A 16,071-nucleotide genomic window follows, 5' to 3' on the forward strand; every position below is an offset into this window, starting at 1 on the left:
CGCTCAGGTTTTCGCATTAGGAGGATACAAGCAAAGGGGAAAAGATATGCATACTCGTCGTTTTGGTAAAAGCGACTTACAAATTACACCCATTGGAATTGGCGCATGGGCAATTGGCGGAGGCGAGTGGGCCGGAGGCTGGGGATCGCAGGACGATCAAGAATCTATAGCAACCATCAAACGTGGTCTAGATCTAGGCATCAACTGGATTGATACGGCGGCTGTCTACGGCCTTGGACGCTCGGAAGAAGTTGTTGGAAAAGCTATCAAGGGGCGCGAACGCCCGCTGATCTTCACAAAATGCTCTCTGGTCTGGGACGATAACCGCAAGGTAGGAAACAGCCTGAAGAAAGACTCCCTCAAGCGCGAGGTAGAATCCAGTCTCAAGCGCCTGGGCATCGATTACATTGACCTCTACCAGATCCACTGGCCCAACCCCGACCCGGATATTGAAGAGGGTTGGAGTACACTAGCGGAACTGAAGAAAGAAGGCAAAGTGCGCCATATTGGCGTCTCAAATTTCAGCATTGACCAGATGGAGCGCGCCGAGCGTATCGCGCCCGTCGAGACACTTCAGCCCCCCTACTCATTAATCCATCCCGAGGCAGAGAAGGATATCCTGCCCTATTGTGAGAAGCACGATATCGGTGTCATAGTCTACTCACCTATGGCATCAGGTCTATTAACAGGCCAGATGACCGAGGAGCGCATTCAGCAGATGCCCGAGGATGACTGGCGCAAGCATGATGCCGAGTACCAGGGCACACGCCTGAAGCGCAACCTGGAACTGGCGCATACCCTACAAGAGATTGGACAAATGCACAACGTCACAGCAGGCGTCGTCGCCGTCGCCTGGACGTTGCGTAATCCAGGGGTTACCGCCGCGATTGTCGGCTCACGCCAACCAAAACAGATCGAAGACATGGTCATGGCCGCAGAATACCGCCTGAGTGAGAGTGAACTCCAGGAGATTGAGAAGTTTGTACTGACTCATCCCTAGGTCTGTAGCTAGCAAGAGAGCGGAGATGTGCTTTATGAGCGCACCTCCGCTCTCTTGTTATCTGGTCATGTCCCAACCCCAACAACTGTTCCCCCTAGAAGTCCTAAACGGGGTAAGGTCTGAGTCCACATCATACACTTAAGCAGTGACAGTAGTATGGGCGTATTGTGTGCTTAGAGGTAGCAACTATCGTAGAAAAGCCTTCATGCTTGAGTGAAAGAAAATTTAGTGCATATCTCCAGAAAAGCTAGAAGCTTAGAAATTGCTTAGTATTTAAACTTCTAAGTTAGCATATCTCGACAGTAGAACAATAGATATGCTATCATCAATATGCATTCATGCAGGATTTCTTCTGTGGAAAGCGTGTATTTGTAGATGGAGTTTGCATCGTGGCGCGACCTAAACTTAGATCAACATCAAAATCAATACAGCAACTAAAGCAGAGTTTGCTGAGACAATTAAGGGGTCGCTTAATCATCTGCATTAGCTGCCTGGTATTCTGTTTACTGTTCAGTGTCTCCGCAGGCTTATTTGTTTCCACTAATCAACAACAACTTGGCGAACACAAAGTCAATGTACATGATGATACCAATGGTATTCTGCAAGCACTTGTTGATCAGGAGACAGGCTTGCGTGGTTATATCGCGACAGGAGACGCAACCTTCCTGGACCCCCTGAACACTGGTGAGCAGCAATATACAAATTACATTCAGAAGCTCAAAGTAGATCTAGCCACGAATGGATATAGCGTAACCTCTACAGCACTCTCGCAACTAGAGAATAGCGTCAACGAGTGGGCAACTACCTACAGAGAACCGCAGATCGCGAATATGCATGCTGATCGTCTAGATGCTGCTCGAGCCGAAACGATTAACAACCAGGGAAAACGTCTATTTGATGCGGTTCGCAATAACATCAACCGCCTACAGTTAAGCGCCGACAGAGATCTATTAACTGCGCAGAGCAATACAAATACCCTCAATTTGAGCATTATTGTGTTCGCGTTGATATTGACAGTGCTGGTCGTAACCTGGTTAGCATTTACCTTCAGCCTCTTCACACGTGTACAGCGCGAGCAAATGGATAGTCTTAAAGCCGCTTCGGCTGCCTTTGGTGAAGGGGACCTCACAGTACGAGTCTCAGAGGGCGCGGATACCGAGTTTAACGAACTTGGGAGAACCTTCAACACGATGGTAGCACGCCTCAGAACACAGCAGCGAGCGTTGAAAGATCGCGATATTCTTGAAAATGTGTTGCAGTTAAATTCGCTGATGACTGAGAGCCTGGATTTACAAACCCTGATACAGAACACGCAACAACATCTTCTAAATCTGCTGGACGTGCAAGTGTCGGCTTTCTATCGCTTCGATGCCCAAACGCAGACATTAAACCTCTTCTCAGCGGTAGGCAGTAACAACGCTGAATTGCTAACAAGCATCGCCCTAGGCGAAGGTTTGATCGGACGCGCGGCCAAAGGGCGCAAACCTCTCATGATTAGCAATCACGACCAGGAAGACCAAACATTCCAGGTGCAGACGATAATGGGGACGGTACTCCCTTCAAGCCTCTATCACCTCCCATTACTCCAGGGCAAAGAGCTACTAGGTGTCTTTGTCCTTGGCTCAATCTATCCTATGAGCGAGCAAGCACGCAACGTACTCAATGTCATCAGTAGCAATCTGGCGGCGGCAGTGCATAACGCTGCCTCTTATGAGCGTATACAGAATCAAGCCCTTGAACTGGCGGAATACGCGCATCAGCAAGAGCAGAGCAATAAAGCACTTGTGCAAAAACATGAGGAAATGACCGTCCTGAACGCCGCGCTGGTGGAAGCGAACCGGGTGCGTAGTCAGTTCCTCTCAACCATGTCCCATGAGCTACGCACACCATTAACCTCAATCATCGGTTTTGCTCAGATGGTCCTTCGCTCCGCAAATAAGAATCCATTGAATGAGCGCCAGACCAGCAATATAGATCGCATCCTGAAGAACTCACAACATCTGCTAAGTCTCATCAACGACGTACTCGATCTGGCGAAGATCGAAGCAGGGCGTATGGATATCAACGCCGATGAGATCATCTTGCAGAACCTGATCTCAAGTGTCGTCGAAGAGACAAGGTCAATGGCAATAGAGAAGAGGCTCAACCTGACTAGCCAGTTTGAAGAAGGGCTGGGTGGCATTGAAACCGATCCACGCAAGCTGAGGCAAATCTTACTTAACTTGATCTCAAACGCGCTAAAGTTTACGGAAAAGGGCGCGGTCGAGGTTAGTGCTAAACACTATTCACAAGCAACAGAAGAGCTTGATGAGATTGAGCAGATTATCATCACTATCAGGGACACAGGTATCGGCATCCCATTAGAGAAACAGGAGCATATCTTTGAGGCCTTCTATCAGGCCGATAACAGTAATAGCCGCAACTATGGTGGCACGGGTCTGGGCCTCTCGATAGTACACGAGTTGACCACCTTGATAGGTGGCAAGCTGGAGTTTCAAAGTGTACCGGGCACAGGTTCAACCTTCAGCATTATCTTGCCTGTCCATCTACGCGACCAGCGTTTTGCACAGAACATGCGCTTGAATAGTATCCAGCCCCCACGACGGAAATCTTCTACAAACCGGATATAATAGGAGTCCCTAGCTCAGGTGAACTGACTACGCTCGATCCAGCATCTGATGGGGTGGAAGACCCCTATCTGGTCGTTGCTGTTGACGACAATCCCGATGTACTGGAACTAATCACAGCATCTCTTGAACAGACACCATACCGCGTAGTTGGAGTACAAGACCCGGCGCAGGCTGTTGCTGTAATTCAAGAGCTCAAGCCAAACGCGATCACATTGGATATCATGATGCCGCAGATCAACGGCTGGCAGATCCTACATCAGTTGAAATCAAATCCAGCGACTTCTACCATCCCCGTCATCCTACTAACAGTGCTTGAAGATCGTTCGGCAGGCTACGTGCTCGGCGCCGACGAATATCTAGTGAAGCCTGTCGCACGTGATGCTCTTTTGCGCGTACTGCACCAACTTACTAACCGCTCAGACGCGCCCAGAGAACTTCCCACAGACGAAATCAATAAGAATCAACAGGGGTCCGCTATACACGATGCGTTGCGCCCCATAATGCTGGTACATGATGAACGTGATATCCATAAATTGATAGAAAAGATCGTTCATAATAGGGATCTTGAACTTCTGAATACCAAAAATGGGCAAGATATGATGGCGATCATCGAGAAGGCCCATCCTGAAATGCTCATGCTCTTCGTCAAAGTAGGAAAAAACAATGAAAGCGGCGAGCATAGGAATATAGCCATCAATGCAAATGTCCCTAACACACCACATCCCCTTCTAGAGGGAAAGGTAACTGAAAGCACTCTCAGAGACGATTCAGAGAGTGAGAGCAGAGGGTAGCAGACTCAGAAATGCAAGGCTGGGATGATGGTAGGGTATGCAATATTCGATGCTGAAGCGCGACATTGGTCAACTTTCAAGGACCTAGATTGAGACACAGACATACTATGGGTAGCACCGCGGCCATGAGAAAGCGTATTTTGATTGTCGATGATAGCGAAGATATGCGCCAACTCCTGACCCAGATTCTTGAAGAAGAAGAGCTATACGACTTATATCTGGCAGAGAGTGGAGTCGAAGCCCTTGCGCAGGCATTACGTGTGAAACCAGATCTCATTCTGATGGACATGTCCCTACCGGGTATGACTGGTTGGGAGGCCGTAAGCCAGTTACGCAAACTGGACGACTTTAAAGAAACGCCTATCGTGGCTGTCACTGCACACGTCTCACCAGCGGATCAAAAACGAACCCGCGCCATTGGGTGCAATGAACATCTGGGTAAACCCTTCGATGTGATACATGTGCTTGATATAGTCGAACGTCTCTTAGAAGAGAGTAGGTAGCCAACGTGCAAGTTGAGCTCCAGTAGTGATGATTATTGCAGAGATCATCACTACTGGAGCTCGTTTGTTTTATAGGCGCATAAAATGACTTTTCGTGCTATCCAGGTATGCTAGAATGCTGGATAAGCGTTCTGAACCAGGATTTCAAACTCGGCTTCAAACCAATGACCAGCCAAAGGTGCATTAGGAATGGCCTCTGTTAGATTGCCACCATTGGCCTGCTGACTACCATGGAAGGTAGGATCGCACATGCGATCAAAGCCTTTACCCTCATCATTTGACTCAGCCTGACTCGCGCCATCGGACTCGCCTGGAGGCTTGACCCATACATAGGCATCGAAGCCAGAGGCGGGGCTGGCTGTTGGGCGCACACCAATGCCTCCATACTGGTTACACCAGTTGCCTCGATGTACGCGCCGATCAATCTTCGACTCCTTCACAAATGTGTTCAGGTCCGTCGATGTGCTCGCGCTGGTTGGGCGTGACCCCTGAGGACCGGACCCTCCCCAGCCATTGCGCGAGGTATCAATCAACATACCAATGGTCGTGGGAAAGCCACGACTGATGAACGCGCTCCGCATCGCTGACGCATAGCTTGCCTCGTCAATATAGTCGTTATATTGATAGAAATTGGCCGAACGTACAGGTTGACCACCAACCGTCTGATTCGCAGTCATGAAGGGCTCGGTGGTTGGCGTATAGTTCGCGGTATTGCTGATAAAACCATCCACGCTGTTGACGCCCCCGGTAGCGCCCTTGATAGTGTTCGCGATCAGATCGGCTGCGGGTCCAAAGTTGCTGCTCCATCCGAGCCAGCCAGAGTGAGCGATGTCAACGTAATTGTAGACATTACTCAACGCGTGCAACTTGCTTAACGCGTACTGCACTCCCTGAACATAGGCACCGCTGGAATTGGCCTCGGAGCACAGCGACATTGAGAGATTCGTCACCAGGTTAGGAAGTGAATCTGGCTCAATAATGGCAGCAATCCGCAGATTTTTGTACTTCGCCTGGCTCAGGACTGCGACAAGTGGATCGATATACTGGGTCTTGTACTTATTTAAGCCGTCCTGTGCGACGAGCAATTCACCGTTTGATGCCAGGGCCGCACAGTCTCGGTTTGGAAGGTCGTAGACAACGATGGTGATAACCACTGGAGTGCTTCCATTCGCAGCGTCTTGCTGTACCGCAGCGTCCAGATGTCCTGCGAGCGTACGTGTCACACCTGGTCCGCCCGTAACGGCCGCGATACGATCCAGCCAGACAGCAGTTGGATAGTTGGCAACCTTCGCCATTTGCGCCCCAAGGGTTCCACCTTTGGCACTCGCAGCATCAGTAACCTCCGCCTTGTAGTCAGGGTTAATGTAGCCATCGGCGCCTGCGAACACATTGTCCACATGGGAGCCTGCCGGGGGCTGCGTGGGGGTTGGTGTTGGTGTGCTAGGCGTCGAGGTAGCAGTAGGAGTGGAGGAAGGCGTGGTTGGCGTTGGTGTTGGTGATGTTGATCCGTTGCAGGCATTACCATTCACGCTAAAGCTTGTGGGTATGGGGTTACTGGTTGTCCAGGAACCATTGAAACCGGGGTTGACCGTCGCGTTTGCCGCTACATTCCCGTTATAATCCATGTTCACCACTGTGACATTTTGACCTGATTGGCTAAACGAGCCATTCCAGCCTTGCGTGACAGCCTGACCACTGGCAGGAAAGGTAAACGCCAGTCTCCAGCTAGTCCATGCTGTGGAACTGGTATTCTGAATTGTAATGTTTGCGCCAAATCCCCCTGCCACTGATTGGTGATGGTATAACTCACCTGGCAATATGAGGCAGCATACGTAAGTTTTGCACTGAAGAATAGGCTGCCAACCGCGAGTCCACACAGTAGCAGCGTGGTGATAGGGATTGTAAACAGACGAAAGCGTCCTTTGCTTTTCATCAGCTTCTCCTCGTACATTGCTGTCAAAATGTGCCTTTTGCTCAGGCACACACGATGAGATACAATATTGGTTGAGATCTTCGTTGACCGCTAATTTGCTCTCCTTTCATGCGTTATACACCTATCATTGTGAGGCCATCAAGCAGATTAGGGTAAGCTTACCCGCAAGATAACATGCAGGGTAAGGCCACACTTTAAGCCGATCCACGCCATATGGGGCTCCCTAATTTATGGCTCCTCGCCCTTCCCCATGAAAGCACCTAATCAATAGTGATATGCCTCTCTCAGCAAAACAGGCTAATTATGGCATACCATGCCGGAATGGCAGCGTCAATGGAATACGTGCAACTGATGAAAAAGTGAAGTGTTTTTGGAAGTGCCGCTATCGCCTTCTTGACAACTAACGATAGTTACGTTATCTTAAACCTATAACTAATTACCGTTCTATCCATGTCAGAAGTACCTCTTTCTGGCCTGGCAACTCACAATGAAGCAAAGCAGACATGGCAAAAGGTAAACGCAAGGAAATTATCAACGCCTTCAAAGAGCGAAAACTCAGCGGGGAATCTATCGGATCATCAACAGGCAGAGTGGGCAATATCTGCTAGGCCATGCCGCGAATCTTGAGAGTGTACAAAATCACTTTCAGTTCGCGCTCACTACGGGCTCGGCTATCCATCCCAGACTGAAAAAAGAGTGCCGCGAGCTAGGTTCAGAGGCATTCGCGCTTGAGATTCTTGAGGTGCTTGAGCAAAAGTCAGAGCAAACTCAGGCAGAATTTATGGACGATTTGCAAACGTTAGAGCAGCTTTGGCGCGCGAATCTTGATGCGTCAAAGGAATACTAATTCCCTTAACGCATCGTATGTAGTCATGGTTTGGCTTCGCTAGCCTGTGACAATATTTATCAGACGGTTAGGCACATAAATGACGCGCTGAACAGGCTGACCCGCGATAAAGTGTTGAACGCGTTCGTTCGCCTGAGCCTGACACTGAATCTCCTCAGCGCTATTCGACGTGGCGACCTCAATGCTGGCACGCACTCGACCATTTACCTGTATAACAATGGTCACGCGGTTCGTCTGAATCACCTCGGCATCATACACAGGCCAGGGAGTGATATGCACTGATTCCGTGTGCCCCAATTGCTCCCATAACTCTTCCGTGATATAGGGCGCATAGGGTGCCAGTAACAGCAGCAACGTCTCCAGTTCTGCCCGTGAGGCGTCGCCACGCTCCACCAGACCATTCAAGTACTCCATGGTGGCGGCAATAGCGGTATTATACTTGAGATTCGCAGTGTCCTCTCCCACGCGCTTAATAGCCAGATGCATCGCGCGTGTGGCTTCCGAAGAAGCTGGATTTGCCTTTGTGCTCTGACGCTGTTGTGTGACCAATCGCCAGACCCGGTCCAGAAAACGGACAACACCACCAATGCCCCGGTCGCTAAAATCACCACCAGCCTCATATGGACCCATAAACAGCAGGTAGACACGAAAGGCGTCCGCGCCAAAGTGGTCTATATAATCATCAGGAACGATGATATTACCTCGCGATTTAGAGATCTTCGCTCCATCTCGCGTGATCAGGCCGTTAGCACGAAACTGCTTGAATGGCTCTTCGAAGTCCAGCAAGCCCAGGTCATGGAGGGCCAGGGTAATAAAGCGTGTATACATCAGGTGTAACACGCTGTGTTCCGCGCCGCCTATATACATATCTACGGGTAGCCATTTGCGCGCCAGTTCGGGATCCCATGCTTGGATATCGTCATGCTTTGAGAGGTAGCGCAGGTAATACCAGGCCGAATCCAGAAAGTTATCATTAACATCCGTTTCTCGACGCGCGGGCTTCCCACAGATGGGGCAGGTTGTATTCACGAACGACTCGATATTCGCTAGCGGCGAGGCACCACTTCCTGTCGGCATCCAGTCTTCTACATCGGGCAACAAGACTGGTAGCTGCTCATCTGGCACCGGCACAGCCCCATGCTCAGGGCAATAAATTATCGGAATAGGTGGTCCCCAATAACGCTGGCGACTAATCAACCAGTCGCGCAAGCGATATGAGACGCGATGTCTCCCCAAACCCTGTACAGAGGACCAGCTAATTATAGCCTCGCGGGCTTGCGCGCTGGTCAAGCCCGTGAACTCGCCTGAGTCATAGAGAATGCCGTCCTCTTCGTTGGCTTCTGCCTGTGCCGTGTTGGAAGCGGGGGTTCCATCACCTGAGCGAATAACAAAGCGTACAGGCAGACCTTGAGCGCGCGCGAAGACCATATCGGTCTGGTCATGCGCGGGAACTCCCATAATCGCACCCGTTCCATACCCTTCCAATACATAGTCTGTGATCCAGATGGGCAGCGACTCGCCTGTCAGAGGATGCCTCGCATAGGCACCAGTGAAGACTCCCGTCGCTCCTCGTTCTGCATCGACTGGCAGTTTGCTCACCTGTTCCTGGTAGACATGCACTTCTGTGCGCTGCTTTTCGCTCGTAATCACATCCACTAATGGGTGACGTGCGGCAAGCGCGACAAAGGTAACACCATAGATGGTATCAGGCCGTGTCGTATATGCCTGAATGCGCGTGCCCGGTATATTCACGACCTCCATCTCAAATTCCAATCCTTCGGAGCGACCAATCCAGTGACGTTGCAGGCTCTTTACTCGCTCGGACCAATCCAGAGTATCCAGATCATCCAGCAGCTTCTGCGCGTACTTGGTGATTTTGAAGAACCACTGCTCCAACCAGCGTTTCTCTACGATAGTGTCGCAGCGCTCACAGTGCCCATTGATTACCTGCTCATCTGCCAAAACTGTTTTATCCCTGGGGCACCAGTTTACGCTTGCGGCCTTGCGCTCGGCCAGCCCTGCTTTGAAGAGTTGCGTAAAGATCCATTGCGTCCAGTGATAGTAGCTCGGTTCAGTGGTGTGGATTTCGCTTGACCAGTCGAAACGGTTACCGATACGCTTCAATTGCTGCTCACGGAAGTGCTCGATGTTGCGCCGAGTCAAAGCTTTTGGGTGTACACCTTGCTTAATCGCAAAATTCTCGCTATGGATGCCAAAGGCATCGAAACCTATCGGCTCAAAAACATCGTAGCCCTGCATCGCCTTATAGCGCCCCTGAATATCCGCGCCGATATAGGAATACATATTGCCTACGTGCAATCCCTCGGCGGAGGGGTAGGGAAACATCATCAGGTTATAGAATGGCTTGCGTGCGTTGCGCAGATCGACCTGATAAAGTTTGCTCATCTCCCAGCGCTCACGCCACTTTGCCTCAAAGCGCGCGAAGTCATAGCCTGGCTGGCGCACATGCGTGAATACTGAGGGAATAGTACCTGATTTAATTTCTTCAGACTCAAAATTTGTTCCAGGCTCTACTGACTGGGGTATGGCTTTACCCGAGACGCCTTCTGGGAACCGCGCCTGTGACATAAGGTCCTCCTACTGACTAAGCAAACTGTAGAACGGAACAGAGAATAGGCGCGGAGGGCATAAAAAAGCACCTCCGCCTATGCAGGGCGAAAAGTGCGGACAGGCCCACCTTCGCGGTACCACCATGCTTCACCATTATCTTGCGATAATGGCCTTAAAGGGTATGGATATTACCCATGCTCAGTAACGGGAGCATCCCGGCAGGAACTACCAGCGTTCGCATGAACGTTTCACTCCTGCGGCTTGCGAGGGAGCTTCAGACAACACTCTGATGCTGGCTCACAGCTGCCGCCAGCTCTCTGAAATCGCTATGTGCCCTACTTTCCTCGTTCTTGACCTTTTCCTTCTTGGAAAACCTGAGCGCATTCAGGTTGATATTAAACATGTATTACTCTTAGTATAGCTAGCGTAACCTAGATGTTGCGATTTGTCAATCCTTTTTATTAGATACCCTCTTAACTTTCCAATTCTCGCTGACACTGAAATCGGTGTGCCGAAGACGCGAAAGTTCGCTTGGGAGCTGAGGGTTGTTAAGAGCATATCTAAGCTCTTGACAATCACGCTTTTCGCTGCTATATATATGAGTATAATATATATTCCATATATATAGGTGAAAGAAATGGGAAAAGAAAATAAGAGCCGCTTTGCATTGTTAGGCATTCTAAGCCTCGCACCAGCTTCTGGCTATGACATAAAGAAGACCGTTGAATATAGTGTGGGCAACTTCTGGAGCGAGAATTATCCGCAGATTTATCCCATGCTTAAGCAATTGGAGCAGGAAGGCCTGACGCATAGTTCTGTTGAGAAGCAGGAAGGTCGCCCTGATAAGCATATCTATACACTAACAGAAGCGGGTTGGGAGGCTCTCAAAGCCTGGTTAAGTGAGCCCTTCGAATATCAACGCGAACGAAATGAATTGCTACTCAAGCTCTTCTTTGGCTATCTCAATCCTACAGCTATCAGCTTGGAACATGTACGACGTCACCGCGCTATGCAGGAGCAATTACTGGCTCATTATCAGAGCATCGAGGATGAGCTTCGAGCTAATGATAGCGAGAGCTCACATTTCTCCTACTGGTTGATTACTCTGAGCTATGGTCGCCATATTTCCAGAGCTTTGCTCGCATGGTGCGATGAGACGTTAGAGATCCTTGACAAGTTACAAAAATCTTAACCTATAGCTGGATTTTACAGAGAAGAAGGTTCTAAAAATGAATGACAGCGCGTTTTCTAAACAATCCACAGCCCCCACGAGCCCAACCCTTAAAGGGGCTCTCAGAAGCCTGATTTTGAGCCTGCTCATTAATGTAGGCTTTCCGCTCTTGCTCATCTATATATTGACCACGTATATGCATACCAGCGAGTTTATCGCGCTGAGCCTCGCCTCGCTGGTGCCAATTGTGGATAGTGTAGTGGAGATTCTACGGCATCGTCGCCTGGACTTGATTGCTGTCTTTTTTCTACTGGGGACCTCAACCAGTATTCTGGCCCTTGTGCTGGGCGGGCCTATTCAGTTGTTAATCATCCGCGAATCATTCTTCTCTGGTGCGCTCGGATTGATCTGCCTCCTCTCGCTGATTGTTTTCCCGCGCCCACTGATGTTCTATGTTGGTCGGCAAATGCTTACGGGCAATGATCCCGTACGCCTTCAGCGCTTTAATGAGAATTGGCAAAATCCTACAATGCGCGCTAGTCATCGTCTTGTGACCTCTGTTTGGGGAGTAGCACTCATAGGTGAATTTCTGGTTCGCATTGTGTTGGCCCTGACGCTTCCTACAACCATAGCATTCTCACTCGGTAGCACTATCCTTACCATCACACTGGCTGCTACATTCTTTTGGACCTTTGTCTACATTGCTCGAATGCGCCGTAAGCTAGCAGCAACTGAAACAAAGTAATATATAGTTTCATTCAGGCTAAGGAGATTTCCAATTATGTCTCAGACGCTATCACAAGCCTCTTCATTTTTTGCCCCTGGATACTCTTCTCTGGAACAAGAGGTGGTTCTGGATCGCCTGCCAGTAAGCGGCACCATTCCACATTGGTTGGAGGGCTCACTACTCCGCAATGGTCCCGCTAAGTTCGAGATGGGCCAACAAAACTTTCGCCACTGGTTCGACGGCTTCGGTATGCTACATCGCTTTACCTTTCAACAGGGTCAGATCTCATACGCGAACAAATTTCTACGCAGCGATAGCTATGTCCAATCAATGGAAGAGGGGCGCATTGTTGGATCATCCTTTGGTACCGATCCTTGTAAGGCCGTGTTTAAGAAGACACAGAGCGTCTTAATCAATACCAATGTGAGCGTTGATCAGATGGTAGGGCAATTTGTAGCGATGACTGAATCCCCCATTCCTGTACGCTTTGATCCTCATACCCTGGATACTTTAGGCGTTGTTGAGTATGACGACCGTCTTACCGGACATCATGGCTGCGCGCATCCTCATCACGATGGCACAGCGCGCATTCTGAGCTTTATGACAGAGTTTGGCCCTCAATGCGAGTTTAAGGTCTTCGCCATTGAGAATGATAGCGCGCCACATCGTACCCCGATTGGCTCCTATCCAGTCACAATGCCACCTTACATCCATAGCTTTAGTATTAGCGAGCATTACATCATCATTGCCGAATATCCGTATCGGCTAAATCCGTTGAGCTTGCAGTCAGGCAAGGCATATGTCGAAAACCTCCAATGGTTGCCAGAGGAGGGAGCACGCTTTGTTGTCATGGATAAGCAAGATGGGAGTATAGTGCGTATTTTTAGCACTGACGCTTTCTTTTGTTTCCATCACATCAACTCATTTGAGCAAGATGGTGACATCTTTGTGGATCTTGTGGCATATTCAGATGCCACGATTGTAAAGGGTCTCTATCTAGATCAGTTGCGCGGTATCTCACAAGAGATTCCAACACAGCAACCCAGTGAATTCAGACGCTATCATTTACCCCTGAGTAGTAAGACTGAAGTGGCTAGCTATGAGCACATAACAAATGCCAGGATTGAGCTTCCAACGATCAATTACCAAAGCTACAATGCTCGTGACTATAGCATAGCTTACGGAGTTTGCACTGATTGGGAGCATCCCGAGGTCGTCTCCAATCAGCTTGTCCGTATAGATGCTCGTCAGAAAAAAGCGCTTACCTGGTCTGAGGAAGGCTGCTATCCGGGCGAACCAATCTTCGTTGAGGCGCCAGAGGCTCGGGCTGAAGATGATGGTGTCGTACTCTCTGTCGTTTTAAACGGCAAGAAAGGCAACTCATTTCTGCTCGTTTTAGACGCCCACACCTTCCATGAGATTGGTCGCGCCGAAGTCCCACATCATATTCCCTTCGGCTTCCATGGGCTCTTCTTCCCAGGTATCCATTAATAGAGAAACAAAGGAAGAGCAATCGACGTGCGCCGATTGCTCTTCCTTTCATATTTGAAGTGGCTAAAGCCAATCAAAAACGTTATTTTCGCTCAAGAATGAAGACAGGAATCTCGCGACTCGTCTTCTCTTCGTAATCGCCGTAAGGAGTAAAAATCTTCTTTGCCGCCTCAAAAGCCTTCGCGCGCTCCTCGCCTGACAACTCTCTGGCCGTAGCCGCAAACTTCTCTTTACCAACCTCAATCGTTATATCAGGATTGGCCTTCAGGTTGTAATACCACAGTGGATGTTTGGGCGCGCCACCCTTGGAAGCCACGGCAAGATAACTCTCCCCATAAGGAACGGACATCAATGGGAAGATACGCTCCTGACCCGATTTCGCGCCCTTCGTTGTGATTAGGATCAGGGGTGCCCAGCCTGGAACCTGTCCCCCATTCGCACGGAACTCCTTAATTACATTTATGTTTCGTTCAATAAAATCTTTATCTTCCATACTGAATTTCTCCTTTTGTTGAAATTAAAGGTGTACATGATGCACCCTATCTTTACATTGCTCCTATATCTATTATTAGAAGTAAGCAAAAGGGAATAATGCACATCTCATATTAACACACACAAGATGTGCATTATTCCCTTTTGCTATGATACTTTTTTGGAGATAAATCAAGTTAACGCATACATGTCTCGGCAAAGAGGCGCAGAGACTCAAGCTTTGTAGCATCCTCAAAGCGAATGATCAGCTCTTGAATTCCCGCCTCCTCATACTCGGCAATGCGTGCCCGAATCGCGTCTGGTGTGCCAATCAAAGCACGCTGGCGCACCTCATCAACATTCTGCTGCAAGCGCTCCGGTAGCTTCGCTACAGCCTCGGCGTCGGTAGCCGCGATGGCACAGTCATCTACAATTGCGGTGCGCTTAATACTATTGTAATCGCGACCCAGAGACTCACAATGCCCTTTGAGCACCTCTAACTTATGCTTGATATTCTCGATGGTTCCACCCAGGTTGCAGGCATCACCATATTGGGCAACCAGCTTGAGGGTGACCTTTTCGCCACTACCACCTATAAGAATAGGAATGTGTGGCTTCTGCACACCTTTAGGCTGGTTAATCGCTCCGCGCACCTGGTAGTACTTGCCCTCGAAATAGGCCTCTTCCTGGCTCCACATGGCATGGATTACCTGGAGAGCCTCGCGCAGGTGGCGCAAGCGATCTGGAGCTGAAGGATAGGGATAGCCATACGCATTATACTCATGCTCGTACCAACCCGCGCCAATGCCGAGCACCAAACGACCGTGACTCATCACATCCACCGTGCTCGCCATCTTGGCTAGCAGGGCAGGATTACGATAGCTATTGCAGGTGACAATTTGTCCCACACGCACCCGCTTGGTATCACGTGCTAGCGCCGCTGTGCTCGTCCAACACTCGAAGGTTACCTCTTGTGTTGGCGTGGGAACCGTGTGAAAGTGATCATAGAGCCAGATAGATGAAAAGTCGAGCGCCTCAGCCTCTTGCGCCACACGCGTCATCGCTTCATACGCCTCAACAGGATCGGGAATATCCACTAAATCCATCTTCCAACCTTGAGGCACAATTACACCAAACTCCATAGTTTTTGCTCTCCTTTTGCTTCAACCACCATGTAATTCATGTTGGCAACTTCATTATACGCTGAAAAAGCGAAGCTATCAGATAGCTATAGGAGAATGGGGATATATTCGGAAGCTGCAAACTCATGCCCGCAGGCGAGCCAGCCGTGCCATACGTCGCTGATGACGCCGCTCTTGTTGACGACGCTTTCTAAGTTGCCAGATGCCAAAGAGGATAATAAGCACCGCGACGATCACAATACCCATACGCTGAAAGATTGTTTCCAGCGCTTCCACTTCGACGGCAATAAAATAGCCCACCAGACTATAAACGGTATTCCAGGTCAGAGCCGCTATCACTTCAAAGACAAGAAAGCGCGCATAGGGCATCCTCGTCAGGCCTGCGCTGATGGCGACAAACGAGCGGAGATGACCTACTACGTGCGAAAAGAGAATAGCCTTACCACCATGCTTATAAAGCAAGATTCGTGCGAGACGTAAACGCCCACCAATTCTCAAGCGCCGCCCTAAAGCGCTCGCGCTCAAGCGCTGCAACGGACGTTCAAGCGCGTAACGTCCCAACAGGTAATCAATATGATAGCCAACGATTGTTCCCAGGGTCGCCCAGAAAATGACCAGGCCAAGGTTTAACGTACCAAGACGCGCGTAGAAAGCTCCGAGCAGTGCCAGCGAGTTACCCGGCATCACCAGCCCCAACAAAGCAGTGTTCTCAGAGAGCGTGCTTAAGAAGACGATCAGGTAACCATACTGGTTATAGAAGAGCTTCAACCACTCTATCACACTTTGTAGCATAC

12 protein-coding genes are annotated in these 16,071 nt (G+C 49.7%); 7 read left to right on the forward strand and 5 right to left on the reverse strand.

All coding sequences use genetic code 11. From position 1 onward, the window contains the following. Nucleotides 1–46: 46 nt before the first annotated feature. From K3T82_RS22180 to K3T82_RS22195, 4 genes are all read left to right on the forward strand, one after another. The gene (locus K3T82_RS22180) at nucleotides 47–1,000 is read left to right on the forward strand and encodes an aldo/keto reductase (RefSeq protein ID WP_220195734.1); all 954 of its coding nucleotides are present in this window, start codon (nucleotides 47–49) and stop codon (nucleotides 998–1,000) included. A gap of 446 nt (nucleotides 1,001–1,446) precedes the next feature. Further along, complete coding sequence (locus K3T82_RS22185) at nucleotides 1,447–3,630, forward strand: ATP-binding protein (protein WP_220195735.1); 2,184 nt, start codon at nucleotides 1,447–1,449, stop codon at nucleotides 3,628–3,630. Nucleotides 3,631–3,683: 53 nt separating this feature from the next. Then, nucleotides 3,684–4,421 (forward strand): response regulator, encoded by a 738-nt coding sequence (locus K3T82_RS22190; protein ID WP_220195736.1) that lies wholly within the window; start codon nucleotides 3,684–3,686, stop codon nucleotides 4,419–4,421. 125 nt (nucleotides 4,422–4,546) lie between these two features. Continuing rightward, the gene (locus tag K3T82_RS22195) at nucleotides 4,547–4,924 is read left to right on the forward strand and encodes a response regulator (RefSeq protein WP_220195737.1); all 378 of its coding nucleotides are present in this window, start codon (nucleotides 4,547–4,549) and stop codon (nucleotides 4,922–4,924) included. A gap of 110 nt (nucleotides 4,925–5,034) precedes the next feature. Here the strand turns inward: K3T82_RS22195 and K3T82_RS22200 are convergent, their stop codons facing one another. Next, nucleotides 5,035–6,906, reverse strand: coding sequence for a glycoside hydrolase family 6 protein (locus K3T82_RS22200; protein WP_307811107.1), 1,872 nt, complete (start codon nucleotides 6,904–6,906; stop codon nucleotides 5,035–5,037). A gap of 837 nt (nucleotides 6,907–7,743) precedes the next feature. Beyond that, nucleotides 7,744–10,293 (reverse strand): leucine--tRNA ligase, encoded by a 2,550-nt coding sequence (leuS, locus tag K3T82_RS22205; protein ID WP_220195739.1) that lies wholly within the window; start codon nucleotides 10,291–10,293, stop codon nucleotides 7,744–7,746. 619 nt (nucleotides 10,294–10,912) lie between these two features. Here leuS and K3T82_RS22210 point away from each other — a divergent pair. From K3T82_RS22210 to K3T82_RS22220, 3 genes are read left to right on the forward strand one after another with little or no spacing between them, the layout of a single operon-like run. After that, on the forward strand, nucleotides 10,913–11,467 hold the full coding sequence (locus K3T82_RS22210) for a PadR family transcriptional regulator (protein ID WP_220195740.1): 555 nt from the start codon (nucleotides 10,913–10,915) through the stop codon (nucleotides 11,465–11,467). 37 nt (nucleotides 11,468–11,504) lie between these two features. Next, nucleotides 11,505–12,191 carry a VC0807 family protein gene (locus K3T82_RS22215; protein ID WP_220195741.1) on the forward strand — a complete coding sequence of 229 codons (687 nt, stop codon included), beginning with the start codon at nucleotides 11,505–11,507 and terminating at the stop codon, nucleotides 12,189–12,191. A gap of 36 nt (nucleotides 12,192–12,227) precedes the next feature. Continuing rightward, nucleotides 12,228–13,664, forward strand: a complete 1,437-nt coding sequence (locus K3T82_RS22220; RefSeq protein ID WP_220195742.1) for a carotenoid oxygenase family protein — start codon at nucleotides 12,228–12,230, stop codon at nucleotides 13,662–13,664. 82 nt (nucleotides 13,665–13,746) lie between these two features. On the opposite strand, the gene K3T82_RS22225 is transcribed toward K3T82_RS22220, so the two are convergent. The 3 genes from K3T82_RS22225 to K3T82_RS22235 all read right to left on the reverse strand — a co-directional run bounded on the left by K3T82_RS22225 (nucleotide 13,747) and on the right by K3T82_RS22235 (nucleotide 16,069). Further along, nucleotides 13,747–14,157, reverse strand: a complete 411-nt coding sequence (locus K3T82_RS22225; RefSeq protein WP_220195743.1) for a nitroreductase family deazaflavin-dependent oxidoreductase — start codon at nucleotides 14,155–14,157, stop codon at nucleotides 13,747–13,749. 175 nt (nucleotides 14,158–14,332) lie between these two features. Next, entirely contained in the window at nucleotides 14,333–15,277 is a 945-nt protein-coding gene (locus K3T82_RS22230) for an LLM class F420-dependent oxidoreductase (protein WP_220195744.1), read from the reverse strand. A 123-nt stretch (nucleotides 15,278–15,400) separates the two neighbouring features. Then, complete coding sequence (locus tag K3T82_RS22235) at nucleotides 15,401–16,069, reverse strand: DedA family protein (RefSeq protein WP_220195745.1); 669 nt, start codon at nucleotides 16,067–16,069, stop codon at nucleotides 15,401–15,403. Nucleotides 16,070–16,071: the final 2 nt, after the last annotated feature.

This window comes from Ktedonospora formicarum (assembly GCF_016587355.1).
GTDB classification, from domain to species: domain Bacteria; phylum Chloroflexota; class Ktedonobacteria; order Ktedonobacterales; family Ktedonobacteraceae; genus Ktedonobacter; species Ktedonobacter formicarum.